Origin of the sequence: Mesorhizobium shangrilense, assembly GCF_040537815.1 — a bacterium.
In the GTDB taxonomy this organism is placed as follows: Bacteria; Pseudomonadota; Alphaproteobacteria; order Rhizobiales; family Rhizobiaceae; genus Mesorhizobium; species Mesorhizobium shangrilense.
In genome coordinates this window covers 3,698,908-3,717,820 of record NZ_JBEWSZ010000001.1, presented here as the reverse complement: position 1 = coordinate 3,717,820, position 18,913 = coordinate 3,698,908, and the positions used below count along the sequence as shown (strand labels likewise).

At 61.6% G+C, this 18,913-nt stretch carries 20 protein-coding genes and 1 tRNA gene; 8 read left to right on the top strand and 13 right to left on the bottom strand.

Features of this window, described 5'->3' with window-relative positions; translation table 11 throughout:
• Window positions 1-222: 222 nt before the first annotated feature.
• Entirely contained in the window at window positions 223-552 is a 330-nt protein-coding gene (locus tag ABVQ20_RS18150; protein WP_354460876.1) for a YMGG-like glycine zipper-containing protein, read from the top strand.
• 101 nt (window positions 553-653) lie between these two features.
• On the opposite strand, the gene ABVQ20_RS18145 is transcribed toward ABVQ20_RS18150, so the two are convergent.
• Window positions 654-869 (bottom strand): hypothetical protein, encoded by a 216-nt coding sequence (locus ABVQ20_RS18145; protein ID WP_354460875.1) that lies wholly within the window; start codon window positions 867-869, stop codon window positions 654-656.
• Window positions 866-1,471: a hypothetical protein gene (locus tag ABVQ20_RS40690; protein ID WP_494337956.1), complete on the bottom strand. Its 606-nt coding sequence runs from the start codon at window positions 1,469-1,471 to the stop codon at window positions 866-868. The genes ABVQ20_RS18145 and ABVQ20_RS40690 overlap by 4 nt, the downstream gene beginning before the upstream one ends.
• Between ABVQ20_RS40690 and ABVQ20_RS18140 the strand changes: the two genes are divergently transcribed.
• Entirely contained in the window at window positions 1,398-1,928 is a 531-nt protein-coding gene (locus ABVQ20_RS18140; RefSeq protein WP_354462271.1) for a hypothetical protein, read from the top strand. The genes ABVQ20_RS40690 and ABVQ20_RS18140 overlap by 74 nt on opposite strands.
• A gap of 1,272 nt (window positions 1,929-3,200) precedes the next feature.
• Here the strand turns inward: ABVQ20_RS18140 and ABVQ20_RS18130 are convergent.
• Entirely contained in the window at window positions 3,201-4,040 is an 840-nt protein-coding gene (locus ABVQ20_RS18130; RefSeq protein WP_354460874.1) for a hypothetical protein, read from the bottom strand.
• 227 nt (window positions 4,041-4,267) lie between these two features.
• Between ABVQ20_RS18130 and ABVQ20_RS18125 the strand changes: the two genes are divergently transcribed.
• Window positions 4,268-6,553 carry a hypothetical protein gene (locus tag ABVQ20_RS18125; protein WP_354460873.1) on the top strand — a complete coding sequence of 762 codons (2,286 nt, stop codon included), beginning with the start codon at window positions 4,268-4,270 and terminating at the stop codon, window positions 6,551-6,553.
• Window positions 6,554-6,948: 395 nt separating this feature from the next.
• Here ABVQ20_RS18125 and ABVQ20_RS18120 read toward each other — a convergent pair whose 3' ends face one another.
• On the bottom strand, window positions 6,949-7,233 hold the full coding sequence (locus ABVQ20_RS18120; RefSeq protein ID WP_354460872.1) for a hypothetical protein: 285 nt from the start codon (window positions 7,231-7,233) through the stop codon (window positions 6,949-6,951).
• Between the two features lie 165 nt (window positions 7,234-7,398).
• On the opposite strand from ABVQ20_RS18120, the gene ABVQ20_RS18115 reads away from it, so the two are divergent.
• From ABVQ20_RS18115 to ABVQ20_RS18095, 5 genes are all read left to right on the top strand, one after another.
• Entirely contained in the window at window positions 7,399-7,578 is a 180-nt protein-coding gene (locus tag ABVQ20_RS18115; protein ID WP_354460871.1) for a hypothetical protein, read from the top strand.
• The gene (locus ABVQ20_RS18110) at window positions 7,578-7,892 is read left to right on the top strand and encodes a hypothetical protein (protein ID WP_354460870.1); all 315 of its coding nucleotides are present in this window, start codon (window positions 7,578-7,580) and stop codon (window positions 7,890-7,892) included. The genes ABVQ20_RS18115 and ABVQ20_RS18110 overlap by 1 nt, the downstream gene beginning before the upstream one ends.
• Window positions 7,889-8,089, top strand: coding sequence for a hypothetical protein (locus ABVQ20_RS18105; RefSeq protein WP_354460869.1), 201 nt, complete (start codon window positions 7,889-7,891; stop codon window positions 8,087-8,089). Before ABVQ20_RS18110 ends, ABVQ20_RS18105 begins: the two co-directional genes overlap by 4 nt.
• A gap of 86 nt (window positions 8,090-8,175) precedes the next feature.
• Window positions 8,176-9,138, top strand: a complete 963-nt coding sequence (locus ABVQ20_RS18100) for a tyrosine-type recombinase/integrase (protein ID WP_354460868.1) — start codon at window positions 8,176-8,178, stop codon at window positions 9,136-9,138.
• Between the two features lie 509 nt (window positions 9,139-9,647).
• Window positions 9,648-10,163 (top strand): DUF2280 domain-containing protein, encoded by a 516-nt coding sequence (locus tag ABVQ20_RS18095; RefSeq protein ID WP_354460867.1) that lies wholly within the window; start codon window positions 9,648-9,650, stop codon window positions 10,161-10,163.
• Window positions 10,164-10,290: 127 nt separating this feature from the next.
• Here ABVQ20_RS18095 and ABVQ20_RS18090 read toward each other — a convergent pair.
• The 9 genes from ABVQ20_RS18090 to pcaQ form a co-directional block, all read right to left on the bottom strand.
• Window positions 10,291-10,366 (bottom strand) — tRNA-Thr (locus tag ABVQ20_RS18090).
• 195 nt (window positions 10,367-10,561) lie between these two features.
• Window positions 10,562-12,007 (bottom strand): aldehyde dehydrogenase, encoded by a 1,446-nt coding sequence (locus tag ABVQ20_RS18085; RefSeq protein ID WP_354460866.1) that lies wholly within the window; start codon window positions 12,005-12,007, stop codon window positions 10,562-10,564.
• Between the two features lie 17 nt (window positions 12,008-12,024).
• Window positions 12,025-12,810 carry a coniferyl-alcohol dehydrogenase gene (locus tag ABVQ20_RS18080; RefSeq protein WP_354462207.1) on the bottom strand — a complete coding sequence of 262 codons (786 nt, stop codon included), beginning with the start codon at window positions 12,808-12,810 and terminating at the stop codon, window positions 12,025-12,027.
• 2 nt (window positions 12,811-12,812) lie between these two features.
• A complete protein-coding gene (locus ABVQ20_RS18075) occupies window positions 12,813-13,883 on the bottom strand; it encodes a branched-chain amino acid ABC transporter permease (RefSeq protein ID WP_354460865.1) in 1,071 nt (356 codons plus the stop codon).
• Window positions 13,880-14,776: a branched-chain amino acid ABC transporter permease gene (locus ABVQ20_RS18070; RefSeq protein ID WP_354460864.1), complete on the bottom strand. Its 897-nt coding sequence runs from the start codon at window positions 14,774-14,776 to the stop codon at window positions 13,880-13,882. The genes ABVQ20_RS18075 and ABVQ20_RS18070 overlap by 4 nt, the downstream gene beginning before the upstream one ends.
• Window positions 14,773-15,501 (bottom strand): ABC transporter ATP-binding protein, encoded by a 729-nt coding sequence (locus ABVQ20_RS18065; RefSeq protein WP_354460863.1) that lies wholly within the window; start codon window positions 15,499-15,501, stop codon window positions 14,773-14,775. The genes ABVQ20_RS18070 and ABVQ20_RS18065 overlap by 4 nt, the downstream gene beginning before the upstream one ends.
• A complete protein-coding gene (locus ABVQ20_RS18060; protein WP_354460862.1) occupies window positions 15,498-16,238 on the bottom strand; it encodes an ABC transporter ATP-binding protein in 741 nt (246 codons plus the stop codon). The genes ABVQ20_RS18065 and ABVQ20_RS18060 overlap by 4 nt, the downstream gene beginning before the upstream one ends.
• A 24-nt stretch (window positions 16,239-16,262) precedes the next feature.
• Window positions 16,263-17,579 (bottom strand): ABC transporter substrate-binding protein, encoded by a 1,317-nt coding sequence (locus ABVQ20_RS18055; RefSeq protein ID WP_354460861.1) that lies wholly within the window; start codon window positions 17,577-17,579, stop codon window positions 16,263-16,265.
• 351 nt (window positions 17,580-17,930) lie between these two features.
• Window positions 17,931-18,848, bottom strand: a complete 918-nt coding sequence (gene pcaQ, locus ABVQ20_RS18050) for a pca operon transcription factor PcaQ (RefSeq protein WP_354460860.1) — start codon at window positions 18,846-18,848, stop codon at window positions 17,931-17,933.
• Between the last annotated feature and the right edge of the window lie 65 nt (window positions 18,849-18,913).

The following is an 18,913-nucleotide window of genomic DNA, read 5'->3' as shown; positions in this document are numbered from 1 at the left end:
TTTCGGTCGACAGCCTACCGAGCTTCCGCCTGCGGTTTGGTTACGTGCTAATGGACAGTTTATGTCGAATGGGCTGCTTCAGGGGCCGCCGGCTATTTAGGTTTGGAGAACCATACTGTTCAACCAGCAGGAAACCGTGTTTCATATAGTGAGAGCGCCTGCCGCCGTTCCGCCGCAATGCGCCCGCACTGGACCCTAGGACTTCAAAAGGAGGACTCCAAGATGATTATGAAAAGAACCATTGCGGCCGTGCTCATGACCGTCGCGACCGTCGCGCTGGCAGGGTGTGAGACGCAGTCCGAATCGCAGCAGCGCGCCACCACCGGCGCATTGATCGGCGGCGCCGGCGGCGCTCTCGTCGGCCAGGCGCTCGGCGGCAACACGGCGAGCACGGTAGTCGGTGCGGCTGGCGGCGCTCTGCTCGGCGCCGTCATCGGCCAGTCGACCACGCCGCAACCGCGCGGCCAGCAGCTCTGCCGCTACCGAGACCGCAACAACGGCAACATCTACACCGCCCCTTGCGACGACCGCTACTACAGAAGGCAGTACTGATCGCGGCAACCACGGCGCGGTAACTAAAGATAAACGCGCGCCTCCACAGCGCCTTTGGATGTGACCTCGGCAGATTTGCCGGGGTCCCGTATTTGAAACCATCACCAGTCGCGGCGGAAGCACCCGCGGCGATATTTCTTGGTGGCTGCATCCAGGCAGATTCGCTGCCCGTGGATCTCGATCGTGTCGCCGTCGATGACGGAGGGAAAGCCTACCAGCGGTTTGGCTCTGGCCGGCGATGAAAGGGCAATGGCCGCGAATACGAGCAAGCAGAACAGAGCACTCGGCGTGCATCGAAAGCGATGTTGGCCGATCATCTCCGTCCCCTCCTTGTGCGGCCGCGCCTCAGCTTTGCCGTGGCCAGTTCGGCGGCGATGTAGGCGGCCGACTTTTCAGTCGCCCGTCGCGTCCTCTCCCTCTGTTGCTCAACCTCGTCGGGCGGAAGCTCGGACCGCGAGCGAACTGGGAGTAAGCTAGTTGCCGGTGTGGTGGCCGGCCGCGCCCATATGGCCACAGCGGGTTTGATATTCACGATCTCGCTACAGGTCGGATAGCGGCCGCATCCCCAGAACTCCTGGCCGGCATATCTACCGCGGTAGGCCATTCGCAGCTTCATTCCGGCCGCACATCTAGGGCATGCCAGCCAGGCACCTTGCTTCCGGACGGACTGCATTCCTTCTTGACTTGGAATCTCGTCATTCGAGGGAGTCGGACGCTCCACCGGTGATGGCTGGGGGATATCGAGTGGCCTCCACTCCTCAACAGGATCCGCTCTTTCCAGCCATTTCGATCGAAGGCTACTCCAAGCAAAGCCGGCCGCAACACCTAGCAAAATGGTAGCAGGCATGACCCAATTGCCATGGTCCAGCCCACCAACGCCGCTATGCCAGGAGCAGCCGCCGCGGCGGCCGATCGACATCGAGTGCCAGCCGTCGTTGCAAACTTGGACGCCTACGAAGGGAGACAACCCAATCCTCGAAACGATAAACGTCAGAAAGCCCACCGCAATGGGATGGCCTGCAATCGCCTTCATTTCCTACCCATCACACGCGCACCCGGCCGCCTTGTGGCATTTCTTCTCCCGCGAGATGCAGCTATCTCCGCATGCTTGGCCGCTCGAACAAGGTTTGCACCATCCCTCAACGGGTATTGTCGACCAGAGGACCGGCATGACCGGCCGCCTGATGATCGACGCAGGATCGACCGGCATGAAAATGCCGGCGATCGCCAACGCGGCGATGATCCGAAACATGAGCGCTCCCCTCCCAGGAGAAGAAAAACAGAGCACCGTTCGGGCTGACTGTCGAGTCCGATGCCGGGAAACCCCAATAGTCCGGGATTACGCCAGTTCCGTTTGCATGCAGGGACACCAATGAGCGAAGCGCTCGTCCAGGTTGCCCGGATCCGCAAGATGCCAAGCCGGGCAATTGGGACCGCCGCGGCCGGCGATCGCTCGCTGGCTTCCTTGGCCAATGCCATGCACTCATTCGCTCGGCCGCGGCTTAATCCATCCTGCTTCTCCAGCCAGGATCCGAAATGCCCGTGAGGCAGCGCCGCCTTTTCCCGAATGAGCCAGTGACCGATCCTCAGCTTTTGATCCACATCGGCAAGCAAGCAGGCGCGTCCCGAGGCGCGCTGCCGGGGATGCCTTAGGCCCGCGCGGTCACCAAGCGTTCCTGACCCGGACCTGACAGCGTTATGGCCATGCACTAAGGAATTTGCTGGCTTGGTTGACGCTAGGTTGACAAAAGGCGATGGACCGGTTCGCGGCCGGCAAATGTGCGGTTACCGCAACTGTGGCATCTGTTTCAACTAGGATCGATCTGAATTGCGGCCACACCCATTGCAGCCGCTGCACGACAGAACGGTGACCGCGCTAGTAACCAATTAATTTTGACAGGGTTTTGACGGATATGGTCAGGACAAGGCTCGCCGTCAAGGTAATATCCTTCATCATTCAAAGGGTTAGCTTCTTTTGATCCTCGCGGTCGTGATGGCGGCCGTCAAGAAAGATTCCGGAGCCATCCCAGCGGCTGAAAGCATTCTCAGGTAGAACACTTTTCAGTCGGCATTCCGGGCGGCCTGGCAGGGCGGCGGTCAGCATAGCCGGTGTTCTTCCGGCGGCGGCGCTGAAGGAGGTCCGTTTGGCCATGTATTAGGGAGTAAAGGAGGCGACGCGGTCAAAAATGGATAGGAACGCCGGGTCCGTCATACTGCCGTTGTCGGTCAAGCTAGTCTCGATCTGACACTTCACCCCATCGCGGATGAAACGACCGGAGAATTTCACGACATCGCCTTCAGCCAGCCCGGAGGAACGAGCCCACTATTCAAGCTCAAACCGCCCCTCCTGCGCGCCGCGTAGCCCCAAACAAGTTACTGGTCTCTTTTCACCAGAAGCGCGCTACGTGTCGCAAAGATAACCCGCGATCGCACTGGCGCCAGACGAGGCGGTAGAGCGTCGCATGGCTGACCGGTTTCGACGGAATCCTTTGCTGAAGGGAAGCCCCCCCGAATTCGTTGGCTTGATGGACTCGATACGCGCGCTGCGATCGACGGCGGATGAAGTCGTAGTCGCCAACCATCTGCCGCAGGAAGAACTGGAGCCTGACCGTCACCGGTTCAGCTAACAATAATCGTACGACGCCGGTTCACGCCTGCCGGAGCGCTGCGACGCGCAATCCGATCAACAGCATGATGTAGATGAAAATCGATCCCGCGTTCATCACGAAATACTGCGTGATCGCACCCTTCGTGGCCTCATCGAACCCGGGGGCAATGCCAAAAATCAATCCGTCGACCAAGGCAGCAAACATGCCCGCGAAAGAAACCGCCACAAGCCAGGAACCACTGCGCGTCTGAAATATCCAGGGGAAAGAGGCGACTGAGAGAGCCGCAGCAGCGGGAAGGATCATCAACTGCAGGGTGCCGCCGTAATTGCCCGGACGCGTCGCGAGCGCCTTTACCAGTTCACCAGGATATATCTGTTCCAATCCACCTGCGGGAAGCAAAAGAAGGCTGCTGAGCAGGATCATCACGAATGGAAACGCCGACGCAAAAGCGAGGATGACGAGTATTGCCGACGAGAACTGCCTGTTCTGCTGCGAATACCGGTCACGCTGTTCAGCCTCCGTGCTATGCGCTCGCGGCGGAATCGGCGGTTTCGTCCGTGCGACCTCACCCCTTTGCTGAGCCGCCTCCGTCTGGTGCTCGTTTCGGCTCGAGGCAAGAGATTTAAGGCTCTCACTGACTTCCCTCAGCAAGGCAATGCGCGATACCCCCTCGTCCCTGTTGAGGGACAGGGCGGTCACCACCTTCTCGCTCAGCGGGCCGATTTCTGGTTCTGACTGCTCGGGGCTATTGGCGGCCGCCTCCCCCAGCAGCAGATAGAGCGTTCGAAGCGCCACCTTTTCCTCGGGGTCGAGATTTACCTGCGCCAGTTTCGGTTCGATTGCGGACAAAGCTCGCCCGGCGGCCTCCTGTACAGTCATGTCACACCTCCATGGCGTCTCGGACTGGATGGGCCTCTCGAGAAAAGCTTCCGCCGCTATTTTCCGGAGCTGACGCTCTGTTCCGGACCCGGAAGTAGAATATGATCAAACAGGGATGCTTGTCGATATATTCTGCAGTTTCCGATTGCGGTGAATTGCCCTCTACCATTAGTATCCGAGCGATTGCTTACATACGCGGGATCTTGTCTGGCAAAGGACCTCGGTGCATGTTCGTTCTTGCCATCATGTTTGTCTATATCGCCCTAGATCCCAGTTGGGGCTTTTCCCTAGACTCCGCGCGCGCATTTGACCAGCCGTTCTACGCCACAGCAGCAATCCTCATTTGTGCCGTCTTGTCTCATCGAAGAGAAGTCCGTGATCGGCATCAATGGCTCTCGTTTTTGTTTTTCATTTTCGTTCCAGTATTTTCTTTAACAGTATACAATTCATTCTTCGGGATCTTTTCTATATTTATGTTCGGCGGCATCTCGGATATTATCAATTTTCTTCCAATTCTTTGGTCGTCTCTCCCGTCTACGGAGCTCGCAGCAAAGTTGGGACTCGCGTTACTCGCCATACACTGGGGGTTCAGGCTGTTCGTGCCCGTCTTCGAGGGGGATCGGCGAAACGCAGCCGATCCGGGGACAGACAGACCTTTAACGCGACGGGCGTTGATGATGCTCACATGCGCGGTCGTGATCACGCTCTGGTTCTACTGGCTGCCGGATCGCCTGGTTTCGATCCTCAGCTCCGACGAGCAGACGAATTACGAGCTGGCCATCAATGTGGCCTGCGTCCTCTACATCATGCTGGTCGCCCTGGTGGCGAATGCCCTGCTCGCCACGAAGAATTTCGGGCTGGCGCGCCACTATGTGTTCATGGCTGCCTTCACGATTGCCTATCCCCAGGTGGAGAGATTGGTGCGCGGCGTCGCAGCCTCTGCAGTGGCTGTTCCGGTGCCCGCTGCTCCGGATTTGCCGGCTCTGCCGCAGTCATCCGACGCCGTTGCTCCGCAACCCATTCCTTTGCCGGAGGAGAATTGGAATGAATACTGGTATGAGTTGCTAAGGCACCGGCATCCATGGACATTCGATATGACATGGCCGGAGAATCTTTTTCTGTGTCTTATTATCATCACCTCTGTTCTCATCACCCTTGCATTGCTTCGCCTCTGGATTCCGCCCGTCGTGGATGGGCAATTCGACGATATGCGCAACACGGATGCAGTCGGCGAATGGCCGATCGGCGTATCCTTCACCGGGACGAGTGACATGGACGACAGCGCTAAACTCGACATGGCGTCAGCGACCGCGGAAAGCAAACAAACGTTCAATCGTCTGACGATCGTTTTGGTCACGACCAGCGTCGTCGTCCTATGTCTCACGGCCCTGCTGCTGCTGGGGCAGGGCTTCACGCCGCTGCCGGTAGTACTGGGCACACTCCTGAGCATATTGCTCGCCTGGCTACCCGTCCTCATCAGCCACAGCCAGAGCAGCACGCGCCAGCAGCAATTCCAGCGCCTCAGCAGCCTGACGGGTCATCCTCTTGCGCAAACGGCCCACTTTCGGGCCGCCACGGCGATTCTCAAGGCACAGCAGCCAGTTTCGCTCAACACCGTCTATTCGCTGCCCATCGCGACGCTGGCGACCATATTGACGATAGGCTTTCTTGTCATATTCCTCGCGACGAGTGTGCCAGACGTATTCAAGATGCGGAGCTTCCTACTGGGTGGCTTCGGAGCCCTGAACATGGCAGACGAGGCAGCGCGCATTCGGTATCAGCAGGAGACCTTCGTCTGCTTCGCCGTCGCGTTTCTCGGCAGCTATACATCTATGCTCTTCAGCATCCTGTTCCGGACGCAGAATATCGATATACAGCCCGCCACGTTCTATTACTATTCCGTGCGTCTGATTTCATCGGCCATCGTCGCCATCGTTCTGCGGCACGTCTTCAGCGCCCTGTCGCCAGATAGCCCCAATATTCTCATCCTGGCTGCGTTCATCGTCGGATTCGCGCCCGACCTGTTTATCTCCACCATGGCCCGCCGCGCATTTCTGTTCCTTAAGATGCTCGGCAACCAGCCCGACCCCCCGGAGGAGGCCATTCCGACCAATCTCAATATGCTGATGATCGAAGGTATGAGCCGGGATAAGATCGATAGGCTCAGCGAACTCGGCATCGATTCTGCTCAGTATCTGGCGTGCCAAAACCCGTTCCTGATCTGGCCCAGACTGCCTTATGAACTGATGCTGATCGTCGACTGGATCGCACAAGCGCAGCTTTATCGATGGGCCAAGGAGGAGCGGCTAGTTGTCATGCGACGCGCAGGGATCAACAACATTATCGAATTTCATGCCTTTCTCAATGCGCCCGACCTGCCCGACGGACTGCTCCAGACCCTCAGTCTGGAACGCGCAGCACTGGCCACCTATCGGGAGAGTCTTGAGACGGATCCGTCCTTCGCGAGGCTGAAGGCCGTCCAGATCGTGTTGAAATTTTCCGGCATTGATTAGAACCGTTGAATCCTGTCAGGGGTGATGACTCGAAATCGTCGGACCCGCCGAACGCATTAGGCGGACGCTGTCCGCACGGGATGTGGGTACTTCCAATTTTGCCTTTAAATAATAGAGACCGGTAACTTCTCTGGGGTTACCCGAGAACAGCCTGATCGGCCTCAACGTCCCGGTCGACCCCATCTGACTCGGTTCTCTCAGTACCCGCACCACCCACCCTTACCACATGGCGCGCTACAAGCCGTTGAGGAGATGGGTTGACCGGAAAAGATGGAAGCGATCTGTCGGCCGCGCCGGCGCGCGTCGCGGATTCGGGTTCTACGATGAGACGGTGGCGACAGCGGCCAAGGCTGGAGCTGCGGTGCCGGCCGGTTGCCTGCCTGCAATGCAGCGGCCTATCGGCCCAGCTTGTAGCCTTTGTCGCTCAGCCAGTCTCGCAGGATGGCATTGACGGCATCGTCGACATCGCTCTGGCCGGTAGCTTCAATCGCCGCCCGTCGGATTTCGGTCGAAAGAAAGACCATCGCGGGTGGTTCGCGGAGTCGATGGTGCGACGCGATAAAGCCTGCGGACTCTGCCCATTGCGAAAACACAATCCTCATGGCCTCGGGCCTGGTCTCAGCGATCTCGCGGGCAAAGTCATCGAGAACCTGGAGCAAGTCAGGTTGGAGCCGGACCATCACCGGCGTTCCCTTTCCCGTTGCCGGTCGGCCGCGGCCCCGTCGTTTATTTATGGTATCACTTATTGCGTCTGACATAATTTAATGCTATCACATAATACAGGCCGATCAAGGTGGTTGCACACCCGGATCGGCCCTAACCAAACCGAAGAAGGAACTTCGATCATGGCTTCGACGAAAATAGCACTTTCACAAATCGCTCGCGACCCCGCTGTTGCAGCCTTCCTCGCCCGCGGCGAGCGCGACCGTGGCGCCAACCCCGAGCCGGCCGTTGTCCCGGTCAGGTTTCCCCGCCTGCCCTTCGGTGCTGCTGCCGTGGGGCCGCGCGAGTTGGAGGACGCATGATGGCCGCTCTTCTGGCAACCCGCGCCATGCCGGCGCCCGATCGCATTGATCCGCTCATGGCCGCAATCAACCACTTCATTTTCAGCGGCGACGCCTACGACGCGCTCCCGGAAGACCTGAGCGAGGAAGAGGACGCCGAGGCCTTCGAAAGGCTATGCAACGAACCCGATCGGGTTCTTAAGCAATGGGGCACGCCGGCGACCTCGTATGAGGGGGCCATCGCCGCCCTTCGGCTTGCGCTCGACGACGAGGATCTGGCTCCGAGCCTCATCAAGGCCGCACTGGCATATTTTGACCGGAGCGCGGCTCAATGAACGCCGGTGTCGACGAGGACCTTGCCCGGTCGATCAACAGCGACTTCGACCGGCTGATCGAGCGACAGAGGACGGCCGGCCGTCTGAAGGCCATCCAAGCGGCGCGCGCAACAGCGTTTGCCGCTGTGGCATTTCTCGACCAGGTTGCCGGCCGCCTCGAGACGCTTGAACTCATCGGAGAGTTGGTCGAAGCTTAGAAGCTTGTTCCCTACCACGGACAGAGAGCGGCCGCCTTATTTTGGCGGCCGGTCTGTTTGCCGTTCACAAGGTAGGAGATCAGCGAATGCCTCTGACAACCGGCCGATTCTGGTGGCTTGCCGGCTACCACAAAGCAACATTTACTTTCAGCCAGGCCGTTAAGGCCTATCTCGATGCCGGCAAGGATGACCGGTTCATTCTGCCGCTGCTCGACCATTTCAACACCACCAGGATCTCGGACCTGACAGGCAGTAAGGTCCGCGAAGCCGCGAAGACGATCTATCCCGGCAACGCCTACACGACATGGAACCGCCAGGTCGTCACGCCTGTGAAGGCGGTGATCAACCACAGCGCCGACGCCGGCGATTGCCACCCCGTGAAAATCAGGGGTTTCACGAAGAGGGACCGAGACGTCAGACCGCCAGCTACGTCGCCGAAGCGCGCCGTCGATCGGTCCTATATCGATGCCTTCCGGGAGCACAGCGACGATCCCAGGCTGAGCGCCCTGATGTTGTTCCTGTTCCAGACCGGCGCCCGGATCTCGGATGCAATCAAGCTCGAAGACGATTCCCCCGACATCGACCTCGTCAATCGCAAGGTCACCTTCCGCGACATGAAGAACGGCGAGGATGGCGACGCCGACCTCACCATCGAGATGGTCTATGAAATCCAGCAATTGCGTGAGTGGAAGCGGGAGAGATTGGCGGCGTGGGAGGCGCGCACCCCATGGAAGGGACGACGCTCAGGCGAGCGCCACAGCGGGCGCGGCGCGAAGAAGCCCAACAAGCGCCTATTCGGATTCATGACCAGGCGATCGGTCTACAAGGACATCAAGCGCATCTGCGAAAAGGCGGAGTTGCCCTATCTCGGAACGCACCAGCCAGGGCGCCACAGCTTTGCCACCGAGATGATTGTCCGGAACGGCATCGATGTGGCCACCACGGCCTGGAAGGGCCGATGGAAATCCAAGGCGCTCCTCATGGCGAACTATGCTCATGCCGAGGTAGGGCCTCGCGTGATCGACAAGGTCTTCGGCAACGTCATTTGAACAGCGTGCCTCGCGCGCTCGCGAGTGTCGAAAGTGTCCAAGGTGGTGGGCGCTTTCCTGCACCCTCTCGGTACCGACCTAGTTCCCTGGGGCTTGGGTCCACGAAGGCGTCTGGTAGCAGTCGACGGATCTTGTCCAGTCGCCGTTTTGATTATGCCATCGAACACTGAGTTGCGGCATCTTTCGCCGAAGGTCGGCTACTGCTGCGTTGCAGTCGTCTCCATTGTTGATGGGACGCTGCAACAGCGACATCATCGGGTAGCACACATCTCCTTGCGGAAACCCGGCCAAGCGTGTGCAAACGAGAATCGCGTAAATCATTCGGCCCGGCCTCCATCGATCGACAGTTGCGCAACTGAAACACGAACGCAAGATGGACTTATTTTGGGTACGAAGTAACCAAATTGGTTACACTGCGGGCACGCAAATCGTTATTGATTGGGGTCGCTTCCTTTCCCGCGGAGCCTTATATTTCTACCTGACTCAGCCTGACGGAATTGCAAAAAGCTATGGCTACAGCGAAGCTCTCCGAAGCCGCAAAAATCTTTGTCGTCCAACGGCTTGCATGCTTCGACACGCCGTCGGAGCTCGTCGGAGCGGTCAGGAAAGAATTCGGCGATACGATCACTCGTCAAACGGTCGAAGCATACGACCCGACAAAGAAGGCCGGCCGGAATATCTCGACGAAGTGGAAGACGCTGTTCGATGAAACCCGGAAAGCCTTCCTGGAGGACACCGCGGCGATCGCGATCTCGCATCGCACCGTCCGGCTGCGAACGCTTCAGCGCATGGCCGAGAAGGCGGAGACGCAAGGCAATATCGCAATGGTCATGCAGTTGCTCGAGCAGGCTGCAAAGGAGATGGGCAACGCCTTTACTAACCGCCGGGAGATCACTGGGCGGAATGGTGGCGCCCTAGAGACACAGGTCACGCAGAAACTGGACGCGACCCTCCTCACTGATGAAGAACTCGAAATCATGATCAGAGCGGCCGAGCGGCGGGAGGGCGCCGCGACCCAAGGGTAAAAGCGGAGAGCTGTCACCGTTCAGCCGCCCGACATTGCCAGGGCTATTTGTGTCCCGGAATGTGTCTTGGTCGGTAGTCTCTGCAAGGGAGTCCGGGTGGCTCTGCGCCTGAAACCCTTGGAAAACTTGGTGCCGCTTGCGTGACTCGAACACGCGACCCCCGCATTACGAATGCGGTGCTCTACCAACTGAGCTAAAGCGGCCCGGGAGGCCGAAACCTCCAAGATGGGCTGGGTGATAGACTCAACCAGCCGCGAATTCAAGATGGGAGTTGGCAATTCGTATCGGCTTCGCATTCTCGGTTAAAGTGGGTGCGTTGCGATCCGCCTTCCCGCGTTGCCGTGCCTCGGGAAGGCGCAATTGCAATGTCGAATGCCGTAGCCGGTCCGTCAGATGTCTCAGAACGGGTAGTGCTGGCCGGGATCCTCGATCGTCACCCAGCGCAAATCGGTGAACTCCGCGATCGCCGCCTTGCCGCCGAAGCGCCCGTAACCGGAACCCTTGACGCCGCCGAACGGCATTTGCGCCTCGTCGCCGACGGTCGGGCCGTTGATGTGGCAAATGCCGGATTCGATTCGCGCCGCCACCGCGAGCGCCCGTCTGATGTCCCTGCTGAACACTGCGGAGGACAGGCCGTATTCGGTGTCGTTGGCGACACGAACGGCCTCGTCCTCGCCCTTCACCCGGACCACCGGCTTGACCGGCCCGAAGGATTCTTCCGTGTAGACACGCATCGCCGGCGTGACATGGTCGAGCAGGGTCGCTTCCACAACCGTACCGCTGCGCTTGCCGCCGGCGACCAACTTGGCGCCCTTGGCGACGGCATCGGCGATGAGCTCCTCCATCTTGTCGGCGGCCTGGCTGCTGATCAGCGAGCCCAGCACGACGTGGCCGCGCGGGTCGCCGGCCGGCAGTTTCGCTGCGCGGGCAGCCAGCTTGGCCACGAACTCGTCGGCGATCTTTTCATCGACGATCAGGCGTTCGGTCGACATGCAGATCTGGCCCTGGTGCATGAAGGCGCCGAAGGTTGCGGCGTTCACCGCCGCGTCGATGTCGGCATCGTCCAGCACCAGAAGCGGCGCCTTGCCGCCGAGTTCGAGCAGCGCCGGCTTCAGGTGCCGGCCGGCGAGTTCGGCGATGATCCTGCCGACCTTGGTCGAGCCGGTGAAGTTGATGCGCCGCACGGCCGGGTGCGCCACCAGCGCCTCGACGATGCTCGCCGCGTCCTTCGGATCGTTGGTGACGACATTGATGACGCCTTTGGGCAGGCCGGCCTCGACCAGCACCTGGCCGATCAACCGATGCGTGCCCGGGCACATTTCCGAGGCCTTCAGCACCAGCGTGTTGCCGCAGGCGATCGGCATCGCCACGGCGCGGGTGCCGAGAATGACCGGCGCGTTCCATGGCGCGATGCCCACGCATACGCCGGCCGGCTGGCGGATGCCCATGGCCAGCGTGCCCGGCTTGTCGGAGGGGATGATCTCGCCGGAGATCTGTGTCGTCATCGCCGCCGCCTCGCGCAGCATGTTGGCCGCCAGCATGACATTGAAGCCGGCCCAGGGGCCGGTGGCACCCGTCTCCTCCATCATCAGCGTGGTGAATTCACCGACCTTCGAGGCCATGATATCAGCAGCCTTCGACAGCAAGGCGCGGCGCTCGCCCGGTCCCGTCTTTGACCATGCCGGGAAAGCTGCCGCTGCGGCGTCAGCGGCGGCTTTGGCATCGGCGACAGTAGCGGCTGCGGCACGCGTGGCCAGCTTCCCCGTGAAGGGGTCCATGCGATCGTAGGAGGCCGCGCCTGAAGCGCCACGTTCGCCGCCGTCGATCAGAAGTCCGATATCCATGATTATCTTCCTGAGTTTTAGAAGCCGAGCACTTCGGCATTGATCGAGGCTTCGAGCCCACCGTCAACGGGCACATTGGCGCCGTTGACCCAGCGCGCGCCGTCCGAGCACAAGAACAGCACCACCGGCGCGATGTCGCCCGATGTGCCAGCGCGACCGACGCGGGCGATGTCGCTGTCGACGCGTGCATCGCCGAGCACGGTGCGGAACTGCTTGAGGATCGGCGTCTCGACCGGTCCGGGGCTCACCGCGTTGACGCGGATGCCGCGGTTCTTGAAGAGATCCTGATGCGCCGCACGGAAGGTCCACAGCAGAAGCAGTTCCTTGGAAACGGGGTAGCCTTCCTCGTTCTTGACCGCATGGTCTTCGACCACCTTGGCGACGTCCGGAAAGCCCTCGATGCCGACCATGGAGGCGGCGCGGTTGAGGTTGGCGCGCCAGCCGTAGCCGGCGATTGAGGCGACATTGACGATGGCGCCGCCTTCGCGAAGTTTTGGTGCGAGACCTTCCGAAAGCGCCCGCAGGCCGAAGAAGTTGACGGCCAGCGTCGGCACCGCGCCGGTGTTGCCGGAGAGGCCGGCGACATTGCACAGCGCGTCGATGCGCTGGGGCAGGTGCGCGATGAGATCGTCGACGCCCGGCTTCGACGAGATGTCGGCCTTGACGAAGCTGCCGGCCGGTGCTGCCGGCTCGCGCACATCGACGCCGATCACGTCGGCGCCGAGCTGTCCCGCGAGTTCCGCCGTACGCGCGCCGATGCCGGAGGCGACGCCGGTGATGAGGATCGTCTTGCCGAAAAGCATGGTCATGCTTTCTCCTGATGCCTTGTGGTTTGCGGGGAGGGCGCTGCGCCGTCGTCTCCCTGACTTTCCGGGTTCGCCGGAAGCCTGACGCGGTAGCCAACAGGCAGCAGGCGCAGGCCGAAGCGCTCATCGACCGTCCCCCACAGGCCGCGCGGCAGGAAGAGCGAGAACAGCACGGCGGTGGCGCCAAGCCCGACCAGATACCAGACGCCGGTGCCGCCAAACCAGGTCTCGATCAGGAAGAACACCAGCGCGCCGAGAATGGCGCCCTCGAAGGTGCCGATGCCGCCGACCAGAACCATGAAGATCATGTAGGCGGTCCACTGGACGTTGAAGTAGGTTTTTGGCTGGAAGGTGATGGACGTCGCCAGCCACAGCGCGCCGGCAATGCCGATGCCGAAGGCGGCAAGCACGAACAGCAGCCGCTTGGTGCCGGTGACGCGCACGCCGACCGAGGCGGCGGCATCCTCATTGTCCCGGATCGCGCGGATCGCGGCACCCGTGCTGCCGCGCAGCAGGCCAAACAGGATGGCGAGCAGGGCGGTCATCGAGGCCAGCGCCAGCCAGTAGATCGTTGCCCGTCTTGTTCCTGCGTCATAGACGTTGAGCGAGATCAGCGATGTGCCGGTTTCGCCTTGCACCAGCCGGTCGAGATTGACCAGCAGATGGGTCAGCGCCGCGATCACCCACATGCCGATGGCGAATTCGCCGTTCTTCAGCCTGAGCATGAACAGCGAGAGCGGCCAGGAGACGGCGCCAACAACGATCCCCGAAACGAAAAGCGAGGCGAAAGGGTTGAGCCCGGCATCGGCCAGCCGGATGGCGAAATAGGCGCCGAGGCCGAAGAACACCTGCTGGCCGACCGAAACCAGTCCGCCGAAGCCGGCCAGTGCGTTCCACATCGCCGCCAGGATCACATAGATAAACAGCGCGGTCATCCGGTCGACCGCGCCAGCCGACAGGAATTGCGGCGCAATCGCCAGCAGTGCGATGATCAAGGCTACTGCAATTGCCGCGATGCGCGACGTCGCGGTGCCGCGTTCGATGACAGGCATGGCGGAAGGCACGCTCATGACGCTTTCCCGAAGCGCAGGCTGAGCAGGCCGCGCAGGCCGAGGCCCGAAGTGGAGAGCCGCACGAACAGCACGATCAGGAAGACGGCGTGGCCGCCGATCAGAAAACCTTGCGGATGCACTTGCGCGCCAAGCGTCTGGGCGAGCGCCAGCACGATGCCGCCGATCAGAGTGCCCCACAGCGAGCCGGCGCCGCCGATGACCGCCGCCTCGAACGCAAACAGCAATTGCGGCGTACCGGCATAGGGATCGAAAGTGGCGCGCATGCCGAGGAACGCGCCGGCAATGCCGACCGTGACCATGGCGATGGACGCGGCAATGGCGTTGGCGCGGCGCGCGTCGACGCCGACCAGCCCGGCGGTGTCGGGGTCTTCCGATGTCGCGCGGATCGAGCGGCCGAGCCTGGTTCGGGTCAGGAACAGTTGCAGCCCACCAAGCAGCACCATGGCGGTCATGAACATCATCACTGCGAGCTTGCCGACATAGATGCTGCCCGGCCATTCCCAGGAATCATAGGACAGGCTGCCGATGAAGGGCGCCAGCGAACGGGTGTCGGCGCCGAACTGCTCGAACAGCATGTTGTCGATGACAACAGCCAGCCCGAAGGTGGTGAGGATCGGCAACAGCGCCCCGCCGCGCGCGCTGCGTTCCAAAAGGAACCGTTGCAGCGCCCAGCCGATCGCCGCCATCAGCGGCAATACGATAAGCAGGCCGAGGAATGGCGGGACATGGAACCGCGAGGCGAGCCACCACAGCATATAGGCCGAAAACACGGCGAGGCTGCCATGCGCCAGATTGATGATGCGCATCACCGAAAACATGAAGGACAAGCCGCAGGCGATGATTGCGTAATAGCCGCCGAGAAGGATGCCCTGGACGATCTGGTTGCTCACGCCGACACGCTCCCGGCACCTGCCTTGTGAAGGCCGAAATAGGCCTTCGTCACATCGTCGCGCGACATGCTTTTGCTCGGCCCTTCCAGCGAAACGCGTCCTTCCAGCATGCAGATGACCCTGTCCGACACGGACAGGGCGCGATTGAGATCCTGTTCGACCAGGATGATCGTCGTGCCCGAGGTGATCAGCGTCTGCAGCGAGGCATAGACGCGATCGACGATCAGCGGCGACAGGCCGAGCGAAACCTCGTCGAGCAGCAGCAGGTCGGGATTGCTCATCAGCGCCCGGCCGATCGCCGTTGCCTGTTGCTCGCCGCCCGACAGATGACCCGTCTTGGCGCGGCGGCGCGCCTTGAGGTTGGGGAACATCTCCAGCACTCTGTCGACGCTCCAGTCGCCGGGCCGGCCGGCGGTCCGGCCGAGCAGAAGGTTTTCCTCGACCGTCATCTGCACGAACAGTTTTCGTCCCTCCGGCACCAGGGCGATCCCCATGCCAACCCGCTTGTGAGACGGCACATCGGTGAGATCCGCGCCGTCGAACCGCACCTGGCCGGCCGCCGGCTGGTGGGCGCCAGCAATCGCTCTGAGCAGCGTCGTCTTGCCGGCGCCGTTGGCGCCGACCAGCGCCAGCGTCTCGCCGCGTTCGGCGCTGAAGCTCACGCCGCGCACCGCCTGCAGCAGGCCGTGCCGAACAACCAGGTTCTCGACCGAAAGCAGGCTCATTTCGGGCCTCCGCCGAGGTAGGCGCGGATCACCTCAGGATCGGCCATGACAGCTTGCGGCTCGCCATCGGCGATGATCTTGCCGGCATCCATGCAGATCAGACGTTCGGCCACCTGCAGCAGGATGTGGACGATATGCTCGATCCAGACGATGCCGATCTTGCGCCGGCGCAATTCCCGAATGGTGTCGACCAATTCGCCGGCTTCGCCGTCGGTCAGTCCGCCGCCGATCTCGTCGAGCAAAAGCAGGGTCGGCCGAGCCGCCAGCGCCCGCGCCAGTTCCAGCCGCTTGCGGTCGAGCAGGCCAAGCGTTTCGGCGCGCCGATTGGCAACGCCCAGCATGCCGCACAGCTTCAGCGACCCGAGCGCTTCCTCATACGCCTCGTCGCGGCCAAGGCCGGCGCCGTGCGAGGCCGCGACGAAGACGTTCTCGAAGGTGGTCATGCCGCCGAACGGTTTTGGCACCTGGTGCGTGCGCACTAGTCCGAGCCGGCAGCGCCGTGTTGCCGGAAGCGACGTCACGTCGCCGCCCTTGAAACTGACCTTGCCCGCGCTTGGCGGAAAGGCGCCAGAGAGCACACTGAGCAACGTGGTCTTGCCGGCGCCGTTCGGGCCGACAATGCCGACCGCCTCGTCGGCTTCCATGGCGAAGTCGATGTCATCCAGCACCACCAGCGCGCCGAAGCGCTTGTGGACGCCGGTGGCGGTGAGGATCGCCTGTTGTTGCGGATGGGTCACGAAGCGATCCTCGTCAGCGGTCCATCAGCCGTTGTAAGGCAGAAGCTTGGCTTCGACAGGCACTTTCGGGTCGGTGGCGTTCTCGGTCACCACATAGTCGAGCGGGAACTTGGCTCCTTCCTTCGCGGCCACCCACTGCGTGCCGATGATCGGACCGGGCGACACATTGGCCACCGGCCCGCTGGTGAAATCGACCTTGCCGATCATGGTCTCGGTCTTGAGCGTGCTCAGCGCCTTGGCCACCGCCGCCTTGTCCTTGGCATTGGTGCTCGCCTTCAGCGCTTCGAAGCCGGCGTCGAGCAGCGACATCGAGGCGCCCAGCTGCTGCGTCCACTGCTTGCCGCTCGCCGCCTCGTAGCCGTCGGCCAGTTCCGTGCCCGAGACGCCGGTCAGCGGCGACTTGTAGGGGAAGGCCTTGTGCCAGTAGGCGGCGCTCGAAATCTTCATGCCGAGATCGCCGAGCGCCTCGATATCCGACGGGAACAGCCCGGTCTTGGCGACCTGGCAGATCTTGATCTGCCTGCTCAGGCCCTGCTGGGCCGCCTGGCGCCAGAACGCCGCGAAATCCGGCGGGATCGGGAAGGAATTGAAGATCTCGACGCCTTCCTGCTTGAACAGCGCGATCTGCGAGGAATAGTCGGTGGTGCCGGTCTCATAGGCGCCGGGATCGATGATGGTGAAACCCTGTTTGGCCAGCAGCGGCGCCAGATTGGCGCGGATGGCGTTGCCGTCTGCATCGTTGGGATACATGACGCCGACCTTCTTGTTGGTCTCGATCAGGTTCCATTGCGAGATGTAGGCCTTGAAGAACTCGCCGACGCCAAAGCCGAAATGGTAGGTCCACTTGAACGGCGAGGGCGCACCGGGCTTGGCGCCGCGGCCGAAATACCAGGCTTCCCAAGGCATGACGGTGGAAAGGCAAGGCACGCCGGCGGCCTCGCAGGCGTCCGCCACCGGATTGATCACTTCGGGCGTGGAAACCGCCAGCATCAGGTCTACAGCCTGGTTGTTGATGAGGTCCTTGGCGAGCTGCCCGGCGCGCGACGGGTCGGACTGCGTGTCCTGGTCGAGGATTTCGACGCTGTATTTCTTGCCGCCGATGTCGAGACCGCCGGCCAGCGCCTTGCGGGCCAGGTCGAGCACATAACCATCGGTCTGGCCGAAGCCGGCGAGCGGCCCGGTGCGCGGGCTGACGAAGCCGATTTTGAGCGTGTCGCCTGCCTGCGCGAAGGCCTTGCGGCCGCCAAGCGCGAGCGCCGCGCCGCCGGCGACGGACGTGGCGATGAACTGGCGCCGCGAGACGCTGCGAATGCTGGATTTGCTCTCGATACCGTCGGTCATGTGAGTCCTCCCTTGTTGGCGACGCCCGAGGCGAACGCCGGTTCGTTCAACACCTGCGCCCGTCCATAAAGTCGGGCATCGCAGGGCCTGAAGCTGGTCCACCGTGCCATTGAATTCGTCACACGCGGCATTGCTGCCCGCCTGTCCTTGGCGATGGTGCAGCGCAATGCCGTCATTGCTGACGAATGGCATGGTTTCTGATCCTCCATCATCACATTGCACCACGGTTTTGGTTCGGTAAAATGATATTTTACGGGGTTTCATTAACCTGAGGGTTATGGAAATGGACTCGGATACGACATCCTCTTCCATCGCTTCCGCACGACCGTTGTCGAAGTGGAATGACCGCTTTCAACTGCCGTGGCTTGCCGCCTCGCGAATGGTCTGGAGAAGGATGGAGAAGGCGGGCGAGGGGGCGATGTCCGTTCGCATCGTCAACCCAACCGGCCCCTTGGTTTCATCCGTGTTGACGTTGAGGGCGACGAAGGCGCCGCTGCCGATCTCATTGGCAACGACACCTGCGGAGATGATCCAGACCGCATTGCTCTGCCGCAGGAAGGCGCGGCCGAAGGAGTCCGAGACCGTTTCGATCTCCGTTGCCGGAGCCGTCATGCCGTTGGTGATGAACAGGCGGTCGACAAAGGGGCGGATCACCGATTCCCGTGTCGGCATCAGCACCGGAAATTCGTCGAGCTGCGCGAATACATCCTGATCCGGCTGGAGCAGGGGATGTCCCGACCGCACCACGAACAGCACCTGTTCGGAATAGAGATGCTCGAAGAAGAAGCCGGTCATGTTTTCCGGCGCCGCCAGCCGCCCGACGACAAGGTCCAAAGCCCCGACGCGCAGCTGTTCGAGCAGCACCGCATTCTCGCCGGTGACGATCTTGATCGCGGCCCCGGTGTTCTCCTTGAGGAACAGGCTCATCGCCAGAGGCATCACCCGCGCCGACACCGTCGGCAGCGCGCCGATGCGGATGGGGTGGCGGTTGATGGCCCCGTCCTGCCTTACGGAATCGACCCCGCGCTTCAGCGCGCAGATTGCCGTGCCGGCATGGCCAAGGAAGATCTCGCCCATGCGCGTCACGCGAATTCCCCGCCCGTCGCGTTCGACGACAGCGACGCCCAGCGCCTCTTCCAGTTCGCGCAAGGTCTTGGTCACCGCCGGCGGGCTGACATGCAGGAAGTCGGCTGCCCGCGCCACGCTCCCCTGGCGCGCCACCTCCAGGAAGGCCTGGAGGTGGCGGAAGCGGATGCGGCTTTCAGACATGAATTCCCTAACCCCTAAGTTAACGAAACGGCGCAAAATATCATTTTACCGAACCAAAAGCCTAG

What these genes read in the sequence shown, in the direction of transcription:
- ABVQ20_RS18150 (WP_354460876.1), top strand. Translation starts at nt 223, where the DNA reads ATGATTATGAAAAGAACCATTGCGGCCGTGCTCATGACCGTCGCGACC.
- ABVQ20_RS18145 (WP_354460875.1), bottom strand. Translation starts at nt 869, where the DNA reads ATGATCGGCCAACATCGCTTTCGATGCACGCCGAGTGCTCTGTTCTGC.
- ABVQ20_RS18140 (WP_354462271.1), top strand. Translation starts at nt 1,398, where the DNA reads ATGACCCAATTGCCATGGTCCAGCCCACCAACGCCGCTATGCCAGGAG.
- ABVQ20_RS40690 (WP_494337956.1), bottom strand. Translation starts at nt 1,471, where the DNA reads ATGTCGATCGGCCGCCGCGGCGGCTGCTCCTGGCATAGCGGCGTTGGT.
- ABVQ20_RS18130 (WP_354460874.1), bottom strand. Translation starts at nt 4,040, where the DNA reads ATGACTGTACAGGAGGCCGCCGGGCGAGCTTTGTCCGCAATCGAACCG.
- ABVQ20_RS18125 (WP_354460873.1), top strand. Translation starts at nt 4,268, where the DNA reads ATGTTCGTTCTTGCCATCATGTTTGTCTATATCGCCCTAGATCCCAGT.
- ABVQ20_RS18120 (WP_354460872.1), bottom strand. Translation starts at nt 7,233, where the DNA reads ATGGTCCGGCTCCAACCTGACTTGCTCCAGGTTCTCGATGACTTTGCC.
- ABVQ20_RS18115 (WP_354460871.1), top strand. Translation starts at nt 7,399, where the DNA reads ATGGCTTCGACGAAAATAGCACTTTCACAAATCGCTCGCGACCCCGCT.
- ABVQ20_RS18110 (WP_354460870.1), top strand. Translation starts at nt 7,578, where the DNA reads ATGGCCGCTCTTCTGGCAACCCGCGCCATGCCGGCGCCCGATCGCATT.
- ABVQ20_RS18105 (WP_354460869.1), top strand. Translation starts at nt 7,889, where the DNA reads ATGAACGCCGGTGTCGACGAGGACCTTGCCCGGTCGATCAACAGCGAC.
- ABVQ20_RS18100 (WP_354460868.1), top strand. Translation starts at nt 8,176, where the DNA reads ATGCCTCTGACAACCGGCCGATTCTGGTGGCTTGCCGGCTACCACAAA.
- ABVQ20_RS18095 (WP_354460867.1), top strand. Translation starts at nt 9,648, where the DNA reads ATGGCTACAGCGAAGCTCTCCGAAGCCGCAAAAATCTTTGTCGTCCAA.
- ABVQ20_RS18085 (WP_354460866.1), bottom strand. Translation starts at nt 12,007, where the DNA reads ATGGATATCGGACTTCTGATCGACGGCGGCGAACGTGGCGCTTCAGGC.
- ABVQ20_RS18080 (WP_354462207.1), bottom strand. Translation starts at nt 12,810, where the DNA reads ATGCTTTTCGGCAAGACGATCCTCATCACCGGCGTCGCCTCCGGCATC.
- ABVQ20_RS18075 (WP_354460865.1), bottom strand. Translation starts at nt 13,883, where the DNA reads ATGAGCGTGCCTTCCGCCATGCCTGTCATCGAACGCGGCACCGCGACG.
- ABVQ20_RS18065 (WP_354460863.1), bottom strand. Translation starts at nt 15,501, where the DNA reads ATGAGCCTGCTTTCGGTCGAGAACCTGGTTGTTCGGCACGGCCTGCTG.
- ABVQ20_RS18055 (WP_354460861.1), bottom strand. Translation starts at nt 17,579, where the DNA reads ATGACCGACGGTATCGAGAGCAAATCCAGCATTCGCAGCGTCTCGCGG.
- pcaQ (WP_354460860.1), bottom strand. Translation starts at nt 18,848, where the DNA reads ATGTCTGAAAGCCGCATCCGCTTCCGCCACCTCCAGGCCTTCCTGGAG.